Consider the following 15,698-nt stretch of genomic DNA (forward strand, 5'->3'; position numbering starts at 1 on the left):
CTATTTCCTATTCAGCAGTAACGCTTGCTGGCTTCACGGTTTGTCCAGGAACTAAACGATGTAAGCCACTGGCAATCACTTGTTCACCGTCTTCAATCGCCCCACTCACGTACGCTTGTTGATTGTTGGCAAACAACACCTGAACACTTCGGCGCTCAACTTTGTTGTCTTCACCAATCACAAAGATGTTCCACACACCGCGCAATCCATCAATCAAACCCGTTAATGGCACCCAGTAGCCTTGGTCATCAATCTGCTCATCAAATTTCAAATAGGCAAGTTGCCCTTCTAACACCGACGATTGTTCAGGAAACAAGTAACGCAAACCGACACTGCGAGACTGTGTGTCGACCATTGCGCCCGGATTCAACAGGCTCACAGCGAATTCATCTCGCCCGACGCGAATACTTGGGGCGGAAAGTGAAGTAACCTTTTTCATTTGATGGGCAGGAATACCGATCAAGGCTTCTTTCCCTTCAGAGGCAAGCAGTGTAAGAGTTGGATTCCCTACATTCACTACATCTCCAAGCGAGACAAAGCGTGTTGCGATGGTCCCTGAATATGGCGCACGAACTGTCGATTTCACCAGCTTCAATTGATTGCCTTTTACCGAGGCATCAATACGCAGCAAGTTCGCCTGCAATACGCGTTGCTCACTGGTTAACGAATCAATCTCAGCTTCGGCACTGAAGCCTTTCGCTTTCAATGAACGTTGACGTTTAAGGTTCGCTGCCACCAAACTCAATTGAGCTTTGACTTCTTCAGCCTGCGCTTTCAGTTGGCTAGACTCGGTTTCCAAAAGTTGGGTATCCAGTCTGATCAACGGCTGACCCGTTGTGACTGTGTCACCGACATCCACCAGAATCTCGTTTACTTTGCCCGCCAGTTCGAAACCTAAATTAGCCTGTTGACCCGCCTTAACCACACCGACATATTCACGTTGTACTGCATAAGAAGGAGACAGCGCCAAGGCCATCGTTTCCACGGTTAAAATAGTTTGGACGCTCGATGCCGTTTCAGCGGTTGAATCAACCGACTCTTGGGCTTGTTCCTTTTCGCCACATCCAACAAGAAAAGCCGACAACGCCACTGCCACTGCGCTTCCCTTCATCAATTTATACATACGTACTGTTCCTATGCGGTACTCAATTATGTTCTTTTTTTAGACTAACCAAATCAAACTAGACTGTCTAGTTTGATTGTGTTAAAAATAAGTTTCATCGTTAATGATTGATAAAACCATCACAAAAAGCATAATGCTTAGCGCAGAACGAAATGCATTGAACTGAGCAACACCAAGCAACGAGAAACAGCACGTGACTAAAATCATCAAGAGTGAACAGAAGAGATCGCAGATCTTAACCGCAGCCAGCCAACTTTTCTCTGAATATGGCTTCAAGATCAATATGGATCAGATAGCCAAAGCAGCGAACGTTTCTAAGCAAACGGTCTACTCTCACTTTAAAAACAAAGACGAACTTTTCGAAACCTGCATGCAAACCAAGTGTGCGGAGCGAGAACTCAGTCCTGCAGCCTTTGATATGGATGCTGCGGTGGGTGATGAGTTGGTGAAGTTTGGTGTGAAGTTTCAGGATTTATTACTTGATGAACAATCTAGACAAACCTTTCAAAATGCCATTAGCCAAGCGAATACGCATCCAGAGATCGCCTCTATCTATTTAGAAACTGGCCCTCAGAAAACCACAAAATTACTCGCTGATTATTTGCAGTCGAAAATAGACTCTGGTGATCTCACACTGTCGACATCAAGCTCACCAGTTATTGCAGCACGCCAACTGTTGCTGATGCTTCACGGCAAATCGGCATATTGGGGATTCTTCGGACACGATAGCGGAGAATCTGAAGAAGAAAGACTTCACTACACTCGCGAATGTGTCGCGCTGTTCTTAAACGGCAATCAGCCTCACTAGTTTGAGCCCGACTGAATGAGGGTTAGTTAGCAGGAGCAGCTGACTCAAAAAGTAACTCATAGAAACGTTGAGCAGCGGGGCCTGTCTTGGCTCCTTTTGGTAAAGTCAGGTGCAGCGGAACGTGATACCCACTGCCATTTTCGACATTCAACACAGTGAGCTTGTCACTTCCTCGGCTTTCAACAATGTGCTTTGGTAGTCGACAATACCCGACTCCCTGCTCTACCGCGCCAAACGCATGGTCGAAATTATCCACAGTAATACGCTGACTCGACTTCAACCAACCCACATCCTGTTTGTTCCCTTGGCTTTTAGTGCCTTGATTAGATCGTGTACCTAAATCTCGCACCACAATTTGTGGCAAAGACGACAGTTGATTCAACGACACTGAAACGGCACTTGCTAACGGATGTGAGCTAGCAACTACTGGCTCCATCATCGTAAAACCAAAGGCTTCGGCTGAGTAATTAGTAATAGGCAAGTTGATGATAGCCACATCAGCCAGTTCTTGAGTCACCATTTCGGTTGTTTTAGACAGAGACGTTTCAATCACTTGTATCGATGTGGTGTTGTTCTCCGTCAAAAATGTAGCCATCGGTTGATAAAGGCGTTCAAGGCAGCACAAGTGATCAACAGCAACCACAATTTCAGACTCAACACCTTTCGCTAGCTGTTCACTGATCAACTCTAGCTCGCGAGCTTGTTCCAACATACTGCTTGCACGGCGCAACAGTGATTTCCCATCCTCCGACAATACCGCCCTACGACCTTCAACCTGTACTAAAGTCACGCCTAATTGGTCCTCCAATTTTCTCAGCGCATAAATCAGCGTGGTATGGCTCTTGTTCAATTGCAGTGCCGCTGCCTGAATACTGCCTGCGCGGTCAATCTCGTAAAGGGTTTGCCATTGGTCGAGGGTGGTTTTCAATCTCATCGGTCTAAAATCCTGACAGTTAATAACTATATTATGAACTTTTCTGTCTGTTTTTTACAGGTAATATCTATTTCAACAGGCAATCAAGCCTCCTATGTTTTGCGAAATGACCATGAGTCTCAGCGCAATACCAAGTAACTGTTTGGAGAAATAACCATGAAATTATTACAAGTTGATTTTGAATTTAGCGGCCCATTTGGTGAAGAGATGTCAAACGCACTCGTTGACCTAGCAAAGTCTATTAACAACGAACCGGGTATGATCTGGAAAATCTGGACAGAAAACGAAGCTGAAAGACTGGGCGGTGGTGTCTATCTTTTTGAAGACCAACTCAGTGCAGAGGCTTACCTAGCGATGCATAGCGCTCGCTTAAAAGAGATGGGTGTTGAAGAAGTGCGTGGTGTGATTTTTGACGTCAATCAGCCATTAACTACCATTAATAAAGGCCCAATCAACGGTTAATCAAACTTGTTCATTCGCTGAATGACAACAAAGATACTGAATAGCTAAGTAATAAATAGAGAGATACGTAATGAACAACAAAACTTTTCTTAGCCTACACGGCATTATTTACGCAGGGTTTGCCATCGCACTTTTTTTTATCCCAACGGTAATGTGGCCCATGTACGGCGTAGAGATCAATGATAAGTACGCGTACTTTCTCTCTCAACACACCAGTATATTTTTGGGTGGTATCGCTGCAATAAGCTGGCTGCTTAGAGACATTGAACCTGGCTTGTCCGCTAAAAAGCTCATCCAAGGCTTGGTGGTTACAAATATGCTCGGCGCCATCATCACATTGTATGCGGCATTTACAGGAATATTTGTTGGCTTCGGCTGGAGTGATCCGGCGTTCTTCCTTTCACTATCGGTGCTCAGCGTGTTGCAGGTTCGTCGACAAGGCTAGTTCATACAAAACCAAACCAATAAAAAAGGAACAGATGCACTCATCATCTGTTCCTTTTTCTCAATCAACTGTCGTTAACCTAGCGCGCTCAGCTTATTTACCGTGCTCAACGTAAATCAATTCATCAGTATTGAAGCCACGCTCTTTAGACATCGCTTTGAACTTCTCCATCACTCCTGGTGCAACCTCTGGTGTTCTTGAAAGTAACCACAAGTAGTCGGTATCTGGGCCCGAAACAAACGCGTATTGGTAATTCTCTTTGTCCAACTCAAACACCACATAAGCTCCGTAGAAGGGGCCAAAGAACGACACTTTTAGATAACCCTGATCGCTGCCTTCGACAAAGTACGCCTTACCTTCCGCTTCGTTCCATTCGCCATCTTCCGCCGAATAGCCGCGGTTAATCACCTTAACGCCACCATCATCACGCAAGCTGTATTCCGCGCTGATGTTATCTAAGCCACGCTCAAACGAGTGGTCTAAACGAGCCACTTCGTACCATTTGCCCAAGTATCTATCCAATTCAAACTGTTGAACGGGCTTTACTGTTTCAGGCATGCCCACGCAACCACCCAATAGAATCACACTAAGCAGCAATAATATTTTTTTCATCCTAACCTCGGCTTGTTTTTATTAGTAATGCGAGTAAGCCTTGTGAAAACATAAACTTACATCCTTGGTAATACGTTAAATCCATTTTTAAAGTTCACCTAACTGTAATTTATTCAGAATCTTATGTGAATTGTTTAGTCTGCGAATGAATCAATGGTGTTTCATTGATGTTCGATATTGAGTCGGAGTCACCACAAAATATACGGCAAGTTAACTTAATCAGGAGAGCAACTATGGACACTTTATTATTAAAAATCCGCGATATGATTCTTACCACTCGCTTTCTATACTTACTAAACAGTGGAACATGGAATAAATAACAATGAACAATAAGCTCACTTTGCCACGCACTGCATGGATTGCATTATTCGCTAGCCTAGTCTCTGTGCCATCGGCTTTTTCTCAAAGCCTAACCGCAGACCAGATCTTTACCAATGCCGACATATATGGGCATCGCGAGTCAGACTCGATCGTTACCCATAAAGGCAAGATCATCTTCATCGGTGACCACACTCAGGCGCAATCTTTTCAAGGTCAGAGTACCGATGTCATCGACTTGGAGAATGCCTTTGTTTTGCCGGGGTTCATTGATAATCATAACCATGTGTTTGAAGCCGCCTCAGAGCTGGGTGGCAATTGCGAACTGGATTCTGAAGCCACATTAGAAGAGCAAATCCCTTACTTAGAGGCGTGTAAAATCAATGCCGAAACCAATGGTCGAGGCTGGTTGATGGGTTATGGCTTTTCTTTGGAATCGACACTCGACAGCGACTCTGAATACACACCACTTGAGATCATCGACAGCATCTTCCCTGATCGCCCCGTGGTGTTTATGGAGCAAACTTCTCACTCGATGTGGGTCAACTCGAAAGCCTTAAAAATAGCCAGAATCAGCCAACAATCTCCTGACCCACAAGGTGGCGCTTATTTAAAAGACCAAGACAGCGGCAAGCTCAATGGCATCTTATTAGATAACGCTGGCGACCAAATTATGGAGATGGCGTGGAACAGCCAAAGCGAGCTCTTTGAACAAAGCTACCAAGGGTTAATGTTCGGTCTTGAAGAAGCCGCTGCGCACGGCATCACCACCATTGGCGACGGTCGCATGTATTGGAAACGAGGTTGGTATGACGTTTGGCTAGAGGCCGAGCAAAATCAAGACTTAACGGCGCGCGTGTCGCTGCGCCCTTGGGTATACCCATCGATGGCAATACCTTCTCAATTAGAAGTCTTTGAGAAGATGTATTCCGACGATAAAAGCCGTCTGTTACTTGTCGATCAGGTGAAAATGTACAGCGATGGCATCTTCATCAATGGCACCGCCAAAACGCTCGCACCCTACTTAGATACTTATCTGCCCCAGTCTCCTAATGGCTTGAACTATATTCCACCAGAACAAATGAAAGAGTGGCTAACTGCGCTCGAAAAAATAGGTTTTAGCGCCCACATTCATGCCATTGGTGATGGTGCCGTTCGTGAATCGCTTGATGCGATAGAAAGCATTCGCAAACAAGGTTCAACCAAGCCCTACACCCTAACCCATGTCGAATTAATCAATGATGAAGATGTGCCACGTTTTCGCCAATTAGACGTGACCGCAGATTTCCAAGTCGGCTCTGATTACGTTGCAAGGCATCAACACCAATGGGCCGAAGCTTTCCTTGGTGCTCGCCGTGCCAAAGCCATGATGAACTTAGACGCGATACTTAAGACTGATGCCAACATCACATTAAGCAGTGATTGGAACGTACACGACATCAACCCATTGGTCGGCATCGCGAACAGTTTAATCATGGGTAAAACGGGCCTAACTGATATCTACACGGCTATCGACGCTTACACGATTAATGCCGCTTCTAACTTGGGCATCGACGACGTCACTGGATCTATTGAGGTAGGAAAATCAGCGGACTTCGCGATTCTCAACAAAGACATCACTACAGTATCGGCAAGACAAATAGCCAAGACTCAGGTGTTGATGACAGTGTTAAGAGGGGATGTGGTTTTCGAAGACGCTGCTTTCAAAGACATAAATTAGCAAACCAACGTTCGACACAAAGCCGTTTGCTACTAGTTAATATGCTATCCGTTAGCTCACTTCCAATTGGCTCGCTAAAAAGTATCAGGGAAATACAAGGTTAAGCTTGCTCAGCGACCTTGATATTTCCCTCTCTTTTAACAATGTAGCTCGTTACAAAGATCAGTGCTGAACACAGTACACATAAGTAGATGGGATACATAGGGTTCAAGGTTGAAGTAAATGCAAGCAATGAAGCAACGCCATAGCCTAGAGTATGAGACATGGCGATGTACCCTGCGGCTGCACCCGGTGTACCACTTTGCTTTTCAGTGGCAAACAACGTGTAAGCAGGAACAAGCAACGCTGCGCCAATCGCTGTCAGTACCATCGCCACAGCTAACGCCCACATACTGGGAATCAAGAACACTCCAAAGCCGACAAGCAAACCCAATGCCCCCCAACGGTACATAACAAACGGTGTCAGCTTTTCTTTTTTGATAACCAAGAGTTGAGTAGCAAAAGTACAGGCAGCACTGATAGTCAAAAGAATCCCGATCGTGTCACTTATTTGATCGGTAGGCCAACGGGTGATCGAATAGATAAGTGGAGAAAAACTGTATTGCAACAACGCGACTGCGGCACACAACAACAACCCGCAAGATAAAAAAGGCAGTAATGTTTTATTCGGTAACCAAGGTGCTTGCCCTATTCCTTCAGCCTTCCGAGTTTCTTCTTTAGGGGTTGGTAACAACATCGTGACAAGTAAAGCAACACACGGCAAAAAGATCATCACGATCAGGGGAGCAAAAGGCGATAACTTTAACGCTAAAATGGAGACCAAAGGCCCAATTAATCGACCAACACTTAGGCCAAGACTCACTGATGTAATAGCCTGTAAACGGTTCTTCTCACCACACAATAATATCGCCCAATGCTGACTCGCAGGCACCATTCCAGACACCGTACAACCATAAATAATTCGCGCGACCACCAGCCCAATCAAACAAAACACGAATGCCTGCCCCTGTTTGCTAAACATGGCGAAAAAACACAACAAAGCAAAGCTGATAGCCATGCCTATCAGTGCTTGAATGACTACTTTTTTAGGGCCATATTTGTCGCTCTGCCTTCCCCAAAACGGCGCAGATGGCAGAAATAATATGCTTCCTATTGCGATAAGAATCGACCACGTAGGCAAGCTAAATGAAGACTGTTCCACAAGAAAAGGCAGGGAAACGAGTAAGCCGTTTTGCCCAATTCCCATAAGAGCCGAAGCAAGACCAATAGCCAATAGTTGAAATTTTTTATTTTGTATCACAGACATAAACTCGAAGGCGCTAGATAAGGTTGGTAGGTTCGTAGTGGGCACGAGCACATTACAATGATAAATAGATTGATTTAGCGAATAATTATCATTTTGATTTCACTGTGTTACATTAGCGGCTAGCAGCCCATAACTCAACTTCATATTGCATTATGTACACACTTACCAATGCCTCGTTCGAAATCGACAGTAAGAAAATCCTTTCGCCAACGACTTTGACCTTTGAACCAAAGAAGATCACCACCTTGCTTGGCCATAATGGATGTGGCAAATCGACACTCATTAAACTGTTAAGTCGACAAAACACGCCAACAGAAGGTGACGTTTTCTTCAATGAGCAACCACTCACCTCATACAGTAACCTTGAATTTGCACACCAAGTCGCCTACTTGCCGCAGCACCCACCGATTACTGATGGCGTGACCGTTCGTGAACTGGTTTGCTTTGGCCGTTATCCATGGAAAGGCGCATTTGGACGTTACAGCAAAGATGATTATGCCATCGTAGACGAAGCGATTGAGAAAGTTGGCCTTAATGCCTTTTCTGACCGATTTGTCGCAACACTTTCCGGCGGAGAAAGACAAAGAGCTTGGGTCGCCATGCTGCTTGCTCAGCAAAGCCAATGTATTTTGCTTGATGAACCAACCTCAGCACTCGATGTCGCGCACCAGCATGAATTGCTCGCTTTAATCAGAGAGCTTAATCAGTCACTCGGCTTAACCGTGATCATGGTGCTTCATGATGTGAACATGGCCGCCAAATTCAGTGATCATTTGATTGCGCTTCATTCTGGGAAAGTGATCGCTTCCGGTTCGCCTAAAGATTTGATGACGCCAGAAACACTAATGCAAATCTACGGAATGGAGCTTGCGCTCTTTAAACACCCTGAGACAGGGCAACCTATCAGCTACATCCCTTAAATCAAAAGGAACCTGTTGTGAAAAAGTTCATCACCATGCTGTTCACAGTATTAGCTTTCAACGCCCTTGCTCTAGAGAGCGTTCACGCACTAGAAATCAAACATGAAATGGGCAGTGTCTCTTTCGATGCTACACCTAAAAAAGTGGTGGCTTTAGATTGGGCACTCACCGAAACCGTATTAAGCCTAGGCGTTGAGTTGCAAGGTGTGGCAGACGCACAAGGTTATCAGCAATGGGTGGTAAAACCTGCGTTAAATGCAGACGTGACAGATGTGGGATCTCGAAGAGAACCAAACCTAGAGCTACTAACAGAACTCAAACCTGACGTCATTTTAATCAGTGAGCATATGGCGGCGGCCTACCACCAGCTCAATAAAATCGCACCTGTCTTGGTTTACAGTGTCTACAGCAAAAAGAAACAACCACTTGAATCCGCAACTTCGGTTACCCTCTCTTTAGGCAAGCTATTTAACAAAGCACAACGCGCCCAACAAGTGATTGATGAGACAAATAAGAGACTAAGCGATAACGGTGAAAAAATACGTGCCGCAGGCAACTCAGACAAACCACTGATTTTTGCACGCTTTATCAACGACAAAACCTTACGCATTCATAGCCAAGGTTCATTAGCGCAAGCCACCATAAGCAGCATGGGTCTTAAAAACGACTGGCAAGAGCAGACAAACCTCTGGGGTTTTACCACTACAGGTACTGAAAGGCTCGCTGAACACCAACAGACGAATGTGATGATCTTTGGCCCGCTAACGGAAGAAGAGCATAAGAAACTGACTCAATCCCCTCTTTGGCAAGCGATGGCGTTTACGCGTACAGACTCCGTTTACGAACTTCCTACCATCTGGACCTTCGGTGGGCTAATCGCCGCTCAAAGGTTTAGTGACCACATTACCGAACTGCTTATCCAAAAATAATGGCTACCGCAAAGATCGAAAAAACCGTCACCGGGCGATTCAATATCAAGGCAGCGGCACTACCTGTCGCTGCTGTTTTGTTGATCAGCTCGCTACTGCAAATTACCGCTCCTTACTCGCAAGGGGTTGGCTTGATTTGGGATACGCTGTTTCACTTTGATTCTTCAAATTATCAGCATCTGATTACTCACCTCACCTATTTACCTAGGCTTGCCGTCGCTCTCATTTGTGGTTTTGCACTGGCAGTCTCTGGGTGCGTGATGCAATTTGTACTGCGTAACCCCATTGCCTCACCTACCACATTGGGTGTTGCTGCGGGCGCAGAACTCGGCATGGTATTAGGGATCCTTTTAATTCCTGCTAACCTAGCTATCCCAGGGTTTATTCCCGCTTTCATTGGGGGCTGCCTTGCAACAGGCTTAGTTTTTACCTTAAGTTCTGCACGAGGCTTTTCACCATTACACATGGTGTTAGCCGGTATGGTGGTCAGCCTATTTTTAGGCTCACTCAACACCATGTTGCTCATGCTGCATGAACAACGGCTTACCAGTATTTTTGTTTGGGGTGCAGGTGTACTGAATCAGAATGATTGGTCGAGCGTGCAGGTTCTCATACCTTTAGTCTCGATCCCGACGCTGTTATTACTGGTTTTACAGCGTCCATTATCAGCGCTGCAATTTGGCGATAATGTCGCCACTTCGCTTGGTGTAAACATCAAACAAATCAAATTGCTTTGCTTATCGTTGGCGATCTTTATTACTGCAGCCGTAGTCAGTGAAGTAGGCTTAATCGGATTCGTTGGCATTGTGGCTCCTGCTATCGCTAGGCTTATCGGTGTAAGAGCACTCGCGAAACAGATTCTGGTCAGCGGGTTGGTAGGCAGCTTCATTCTATTGATTGTGGATTTAGTGATTCAGCCCTTCTCTGGCTTCGGTGGCGAACTGCTCCCTACCGGCGCAATGACGGCGCTACTGGGTGCTCCTTTCTTATTGTGGTTACTGCAACGTACCAAGCTGCAGTCCGATCTCAAAAACCGCAGTGAAACCATTGAGCACTACAAATTCGTCAGTACGCGTAAAGTACTTGCCGCGATGTCAGTACTATTGATGGCAATGTGTGTTCTTGCCCTTACAGTAGGTAAAAACCAGTTCGGCTGGAATCTTGAACTCAACCCATCGCTATTCGATCTACGTCTACCGCGTGTATTAGTCGCGCTATTGGCAGGGATCGGGCTTGCGTTTGCAGGCACGATTATTCAACGCATCTCAAACAACCCAATGGCGAGCCCCGAAGTATTGGGGATCAGCTCAGGGGCTGCTCTGGCGTTAGTGCTCGGCACACTATTTGGCACTGCAGTCGGCCGAGAAGAGCAAATGCTGCTTGGTACACTCGGTGCAACTTCAGTGACTGCCGTGGTTTGGTTAATGGGAAGAAAACACAATTTCGCCCCAACGCAAACCTTGTTAACAGGCATCGCGCTAAGTGCAGGGCTCGACGCTCTATTGCGCATCACAATGAGCTCGGGTAATGAGAATGCAACCGCGCTCCTCACTTGGCTTTCAGGCTCGACTTATTTAGTCGCTAATCAAGATGTCATTTTGCTCGCCGTTGGGGTTGCCATCATAAGTGCAGTGGCGCTGTCTTTGAATCGCTGGATAGAGCTGATTAACTTAGGCGACGTCACCACAAGCAGCCTAGGTATGAACACAACCGCTGTTCGATTGGCTTTGCTTTTGCTAGTCGCGGCACTAACAACTCTGTGCACCATCGTCATTGGGCCATTAAGTTTCATTGGATTATTGGCGCCACACATGGCGCGTTCGCTTCACCAATATCGCGCGATTCCTCAAATGCTCACAGCAGCATTATTAGGCGCTATCATCATGGTGGCTGCAGACTGGATTGGTCGTACGCTATGGTTCCCTTGGCAGTTCCCGGCAGGTCTATTAGCCTCTCTGATTGGTGGCGGCTACTTCCTCTATCTAATGAGAAAATAAGCACACACGAGAAGTCACTTTCTCCGCTTAAAGCCCCCGTTTGAAGCCTCCATTTGCAGTCGAGGCTTTAAGCGGGCTCTCTTCTTACTCATTGACACACTTGCCAACAAAGCTATCAATAACCGATCAATTCCCAATCAACCGCTAAATTACCAACCAATCTATCCATTGCAACAGGTCGATTAACATTGTCTTTTGGTTACAAAAACACAATTTATGGTATTTAAGCCTTTTTGTGTTTACCATGGAATCAAGATTAAACACATACTCTGAGCGTCATGGACATAACGACAATTACAAAGCTCCAACAAAATTTGTTATTCAAGGTCATCGCGAGGCTAAAAGCCGACAACGCGAAAGCGGGAAGCAGCCTAAATGAATCATCTTTGGCGCAGCAATTCGAAGTATCAAGAAGCCCTATTCGAGCGGTGCTAAAACACTTGTCAGCGCAAGGCATCACTAAAGTCGTCCCTTATAAAGGGTCTGTATTACAAACCGATGCGGCAGATATCGAAATTTCAGGCCAAGACAACGACCAACAACCTCGCCAAGAACAATTATACCTGCGCGTACTCATGGATTTATTTTTTAGTGAGTTAGGTCAGTCGTTTTCCGAGAAAGACCTGCAACAACGTTATGATGCCAACCGTGGTGAGATGCAAAGCGTACTGCGCCTGTTAGAAAGCGATGGTATTTTTCGTCGCAGTCCAGGATACAAATGGCAGCTTGATGGTGTGTTGAACACCTTAGAAAGACACACCGAAAGTTATCGCTGTCGACTCATTTTCGAGCCTGCAGGCCTACTCGAACCAACATGGACACTTGATAACAGTGCAATTGAAAGCTGCCGAGATCGCCATGCTCAAGCGATTAACGCCCCAGAATCAGTCAACGCCAGTCAACTCTTTAGCCTCAGTGCCGAGTTTCACGAGCAACTTGCCGCATGTTCAGGAAATCGCTTCTTATTGAGCACCATGCAACAACATAATCGCCTACGTAAAGCGACCGATCTCGTCTCGATGCACATTCAATCTTCGGTCACTAAATCGTGCCAGCGTCGCCTAGAGATCATCGAATTGGTGCTAGAAGGTGACAACCAAACGGCCTCGACAAAATTAGCTCAGCTACTGGAAAATGACATTCGAGTCATGAAACGCACCTACAACGACGTAATGACGGTCTCTATGGAGCAGCGAGAAAGTTTAATCAACAGCATCATTGCAAAAAACAGTTAACTACGTGAGCAGTCAAATCATGGCTGCCCTTATCGTGTCCTTCTACCATCGAAAATGCCATTCTGACTTCATGAACACACGAGGCCTGTTTACCTTTCGTTGTTAAATTTTGTTCAAAAGATCAACAGGCCCTAATACCTGCACTTTCACACCTTCTGAATTATACGTATCACACCCGCTTAAACACTTGCGGAACAAGGCACTGGCTCTGTTCCGCCCGAGTGACTAACCCTCCCGGCAAACAAGTGTTTCCAAATCTATAAAATAAAATTGCATTTTCATATTGTATTTTCGCAACAAAAACACAATAATAATGATTCTTATTTAGAATTGATAAGCTTAACGATAATACTTCGTACTTTAACTATTGAAGTAGTAACCGCTTAGGTGGCGTGAATGCGAACGTATACAAGCTTGAAAGATATCGAGATGAGTATGTTTGGGGCCATAAGTAAGTGACCACTGTTAACCTCTTTTCTAATTTAGGAGGCTTCATTTATTACTAACCAGTAAAGATGAACGCTTGTTTACTTATAAAAAACAAAGTCATCGCACAAATATGAGTCTTTGTGCAGCCTTTTATTGATCAAGATTGAGAACAAAATGAAAACCGAAAAAGGAAGTTTCAAGCTTTCCACCGTTACGCTAGCGATTGTCGCAGCAAGCACAGTGTTTACAGCCCAAGCACAAGAATACACAACCGAAGAAAACATGGTGGTTGTCGCTAGCCGAACACCAAAAGCGATCAGCGATATTCCGGGAACAGTTTGGTACATCGACGCAGATAAAATCGAACAGGAATACCGTGGTGGTAAATCATTAGGTGAAATTCTATCGGCGAGCATTCCCTCTTTAGATGTAAGCAGCGGCGCTCGTACTAACTATGGTCAGAATCTACGTGGCCGTAAGATGCTCGTTATGATCGATGGCGTATCACTGCAATCCTCTCGCCAAATCAGCCGCCACTTAGATTCAATCGACCCATTTAACATTGATCGCATCGAAGTGTTATCGGGTGCAACATCTATCTACGGTGCCGGTGCTTCTGGTGGTGTCATCAACATCATCACCAAAAAAGCACAAGGTGAAGAGTTAGAATTCGAATCTTATGTCGGTGGCTCATCGGGCTTTAATTCAGGTGAAGATTTCGATTACAAAGTCGGTCAATCTATCTCTGGCGGTAACGACAAAGTTCAAGCTCGCTCTTCTGTGGTTTACACCGAGACACAAGGTGTATTCGATGCAGATGGCGATATTGTTACTCCTGACATTTCACAAGGCTCACTGCAGTTCAACAAGACGTTAGATTTTCTGACAACTGTCGGCGTGAACCTGTCTGAGACCAAAAAGCTCAACTTCCTAGCACAATATTACGATAGCCAGCAAAACTCTCCTTACGGTCTATACATCACCGGGCGCGATTTTGTTGACGTACGTAAAGGGTTTTACTCGGATCGCGAACACGGAACTGAGCGCATCATGCTGAGTGCCTCTTACGTCGATGATCAATTCCTTGGGCATCAGTTTATTGCTGAAGCTTCATACCGTAAAGAAGACCAAACTTACACGCCTTACTTCCAATCTTCTGGTCAACAAATTACCGATGTTATTTCATTAAAAACAGCACTGGCTAAGAGCTTCAATAAGTTCAATATTGTTTATGGTATCGATGCGTATCAAGATCAGCTTGATAGCAATCAAGCGCTTTACGATCGCACCATTGCGAACAATTCAGGCAACTTAGTCAACAAGACCTATGCACAAGTGGGTCGCTATGCAGGTGTTAAAGTCAGCTCTATCGCAGGCTTTATACAATCTGACTATGCGATCACCGATGATTGGACGGTGGAAGGTGGATTCCGCTACCAATACATCTCTAACAAGATTGATGATTTTGTCGGCTACAGCCAGCAGAAGAAAATTGCTGCTGGTAAAGGCAAAACAGCAGACGCAGTACCAGGTGGTGAAACTGATTACGGTGTTGGCTTATTTAACCTAGGTACGATCTACCACCTTAATAACGAGTCTCAAGTTTGGGCAAACTTCTCGCAAGGTTTCGACCTTGCAGACCCAGCTAAATACTACGGACAAGGCAGCTACAAGCTCGTTGGTGATCACTGGAAACTCAACGACAGCATCAACGTTAATGACTCAAAAATGTCTGGTATCAAAACCAACAGTTTCGAGTTAGGTTACCGCCTTGATACTGGCGAGCTAAGCTTGCAAACCGCGGCTTATTACTCACAATCTGACAAATCAGTGAAGTACAACAGAAAGACATTGCTGATTGAAAACATCAATGACAAAAAGCGAGTGTACGGGCTAGAGGCGATGGCTTCTTACTGGGTACATGACAACATTCAACTGGGCGCTTCTGGTCACTACGTCACCTCTGAAGTGAAAGGTAACGACGGTTGGAAAGATGTATCTGCAGGAAGTGCAAGTACTTCTAAAGCAAGTGCTTGGGCAGGTTGGTATGACACAGACCTATCTGTAAAAGTACAAAGCCAAACTATGTTTGATTACGAAGACGACAAAAACAAACTTGATGGCTACACCGTGTTTGATCTAGTGAGTACCTATCAGCTTCCTGTCGGTAGTCTAGGTTTTGGTATTCAAAACTTACTGAACAAAGACTACACCACTGTTTGGGGTCAACGTGCTCAAATCCTTTACTCGTCTCATTACGACTCAGCAGCGTATGACTACAAAGGCCGCGGCCGTACTTACACTCTGAACTACCAAGTTAAGTACTAATTAATCGGTCTGCATAAGCTGAATTAGTCGCTTACTCTAAAGTGTGGGATAGCTAAAAGACAAAAAGGGTTGGCAAACATGCCAACCCTTTTCAATTGAGGGTTCATTCCGAACTCCCCTATGTTTAACTCT

The 15,698-nt window shown here is 45.3% G+C and carries 13 protein-coding genes; 9 read left to right on the forward strand and 4 right to left on the reverse strand.

Annotated features, from left to right (window positions below; all coding sequences use genetic code 11):
• Nucleotides 1-7: 7 nt before the first annotated feature.
• Entirely contained in the window at nt 8-1,123 is a 1,116-nt protein-coding gene (locus tag ACED59_RS08125; protein WP_017096904.1) for an efflux RND transporter periplasmic adaptor subunit, read from the reverse strand.
• A 193-nt stretch (nt 1,124-1,316) separates the two neighbouring features.
• Between ACED59_RS08125 and ACED59_RS08130 the strand changes: the two genes are divergently transcribed.
• Nucleotides 1,317-1,931, forward strand: a complete 615-nt coding sequence (locus ACED59_RS08130; RefSeq protein WP_017096905.1) for a TetR/AcrR family transcriptional regulator — start codon at nt 1,317-1,319, stop codon at nt 1,929-1,931.
• 22 nt (nt 1,932-1,953) lie between these two features.
• Here ACED59_RS08130 and ACED59_RS08135 read toward each other — a convergent pair whose 3' ends face one another.
• On the reverse strand, nt 1,954-2,865 hold the full coding sequence (locus tag ACED59_RS08135; RefSeq protein ID WP_017096906.1) for a LysR family transcriptional regulator: 912 nt from the start codon (nt 2,863-2,865) through the stop codon (nt 1,954-1,956).
• 156 nt (nt 2,866-3,021) lie between these two features.
• On the opposite strand from ACED59_RS08135, the gene ACED59_RS08140 reads away from it, so the two are divergent.
• Nucleotides 3,022-3,327, forward strand: a complete 306-nt coding sequence (locus ACED59_RS08140) for a monooxygenase (RefSeq protein ID WP_012604433.1) — start codon at nt 3,022-3,024, stop codon at nt 3,325-3,327.
• A 70-nt stretch (nt 3,328-3,397) separates the two neighbouring features.
• Entirely contained in the window at nt 3,398-3,772 is a 375-nt protein-coding gene (locus ACED59_RS08145) for a hypothetical protein (RefSeq protein WP_009847186.1), read from the forward strand.
• A gap of 93 nt (nt 3,773-3,865) precedes the next feature.
• Here the strand turns inward: ACED59_RS08145 and ACED59_RS08150 are convergent, their stop codons facing one another.
• Nucleotides 3,866-4,384: a lipocalin family protein gene (locus ACED59_RS08150; protein ID WP_009847187.1), complete on the reverse strand. Its 519-nt coding sequence runs from the start codon at nt 4,382-4,384 to the stop codon at nt 3,866-3,868.
• A 322-nt stretch (nt 4,385-4,706) separates the two neighbouring features.
• Between ACED59_RS08150 and ACED59_RS08155 the strand changes: the two genes are divergently transcribed.
• On the forward strand, nt 4,707-6,422 hold the full coding sequence (locus ACED59_RS08155) for an amidohydrolase (RefSeq protein WP_017096907.1): 1,716 nt from the start codon (nt 4,707-4,709) through the stop codon (nt 6,420-6,422).
• 100 nt (nt 6,423-6,522) lie between these two features.
• Here ACED59_RS08155 and ACED59_RS08160 read toward each other — a convergent pair whose 3' ends face one another.
• A complete protein-coding gene (locus ACED59_RS08160) occupies nt 6,523-7,728 on the reverse strand; it encodes an MFS transporter (RefSeq protein ID WP_029223807.1) in 1,206 nt (401 codons plus the stop codon).
• Between the two features lie 152 nt (nt 7,729-7,880).
• Here ACED59_RS08160 and ACED59_RS08165 point away from each other — a divergent pair, with 152 nt between their 5' ends.
• From ACED59_RS08165 to ACED59_RS08185, 5 genes are all read left to right on the forward strand, one after another.
• Entirely contained in the window at nt 7,881-8,648 is a 768-nt protein-coding gene (locus ACED59_RS08165) for an ABC transporter ATP-binding protein (RefSeq protein WP_009847190.1), read from the forward strand.
• Between the two features lie 17 nt (nt 8,649-8,665).
• On the forward strand, nt 8,666-9,577 hold the full coding sequence (locus ACED59_RS08170; RefSeq protein ID WP_017096909.1) for an iron-siderophore ABC transporter substrate-binding protein: 912 nt from the start codon (nt 8,666-8,668) through the stop codon (nt 9,575-9,577).
• Nucleotides 9,577-11,574 (forward strand): Fe(3+)-hydroxamate ABC transporter permease FhuB, encoded by a 1,998-nt coding sequence (gene fhuB / locus ACED59_RS08175; protein WP_017096910.1) that lies wholly within the window; start codon nt 9,577-9,579, stop codon nt 11,572-11,574. The genes ACED59_RS08170 and fhuB overlap by 1 nt, the downstream gene beginning before the upstream one ends.
• Before the next feature lie 278 nt (nt 11,575-11,852).
• The gene (locus ACED59_RS08180) at nt 11,853-12,809 is read left to right on the forward strand and encodes a GntR family transcriptional regulator (protein ID WP_017096911.1); all 957 of its coding nucleotides are present in this window, start codon (nt 11,853-11,855) and stop codon (nt 12,807-12,809) included.
• A gap of 603 nt (nt 12,810-13,412) precedes the next feature.
• Entirely contained in the window at nt 13,413-15,566 is a 2,154-nt protein-coding gene (locus ACED59_RS08185) for a TonB-dependent receptor (protein WP_017096912.1), read from the forward strand.
• Nucleotides 15,567-15,698 lie beyond the last annotated feature (132 nt).

Origin of the sequence: Vibrio sp. FF266 (genome assembly GCF_041439695.1) — a bacterium.
In the GTDB taxonomy this organism is placed as follows: domain Bacteria; phylum Pseudomonadota; class Gammaproteobacteria; order Enterobacterales; family Vibrionaceae; genus Vibrio; species Vibrio tasmaniensis_A.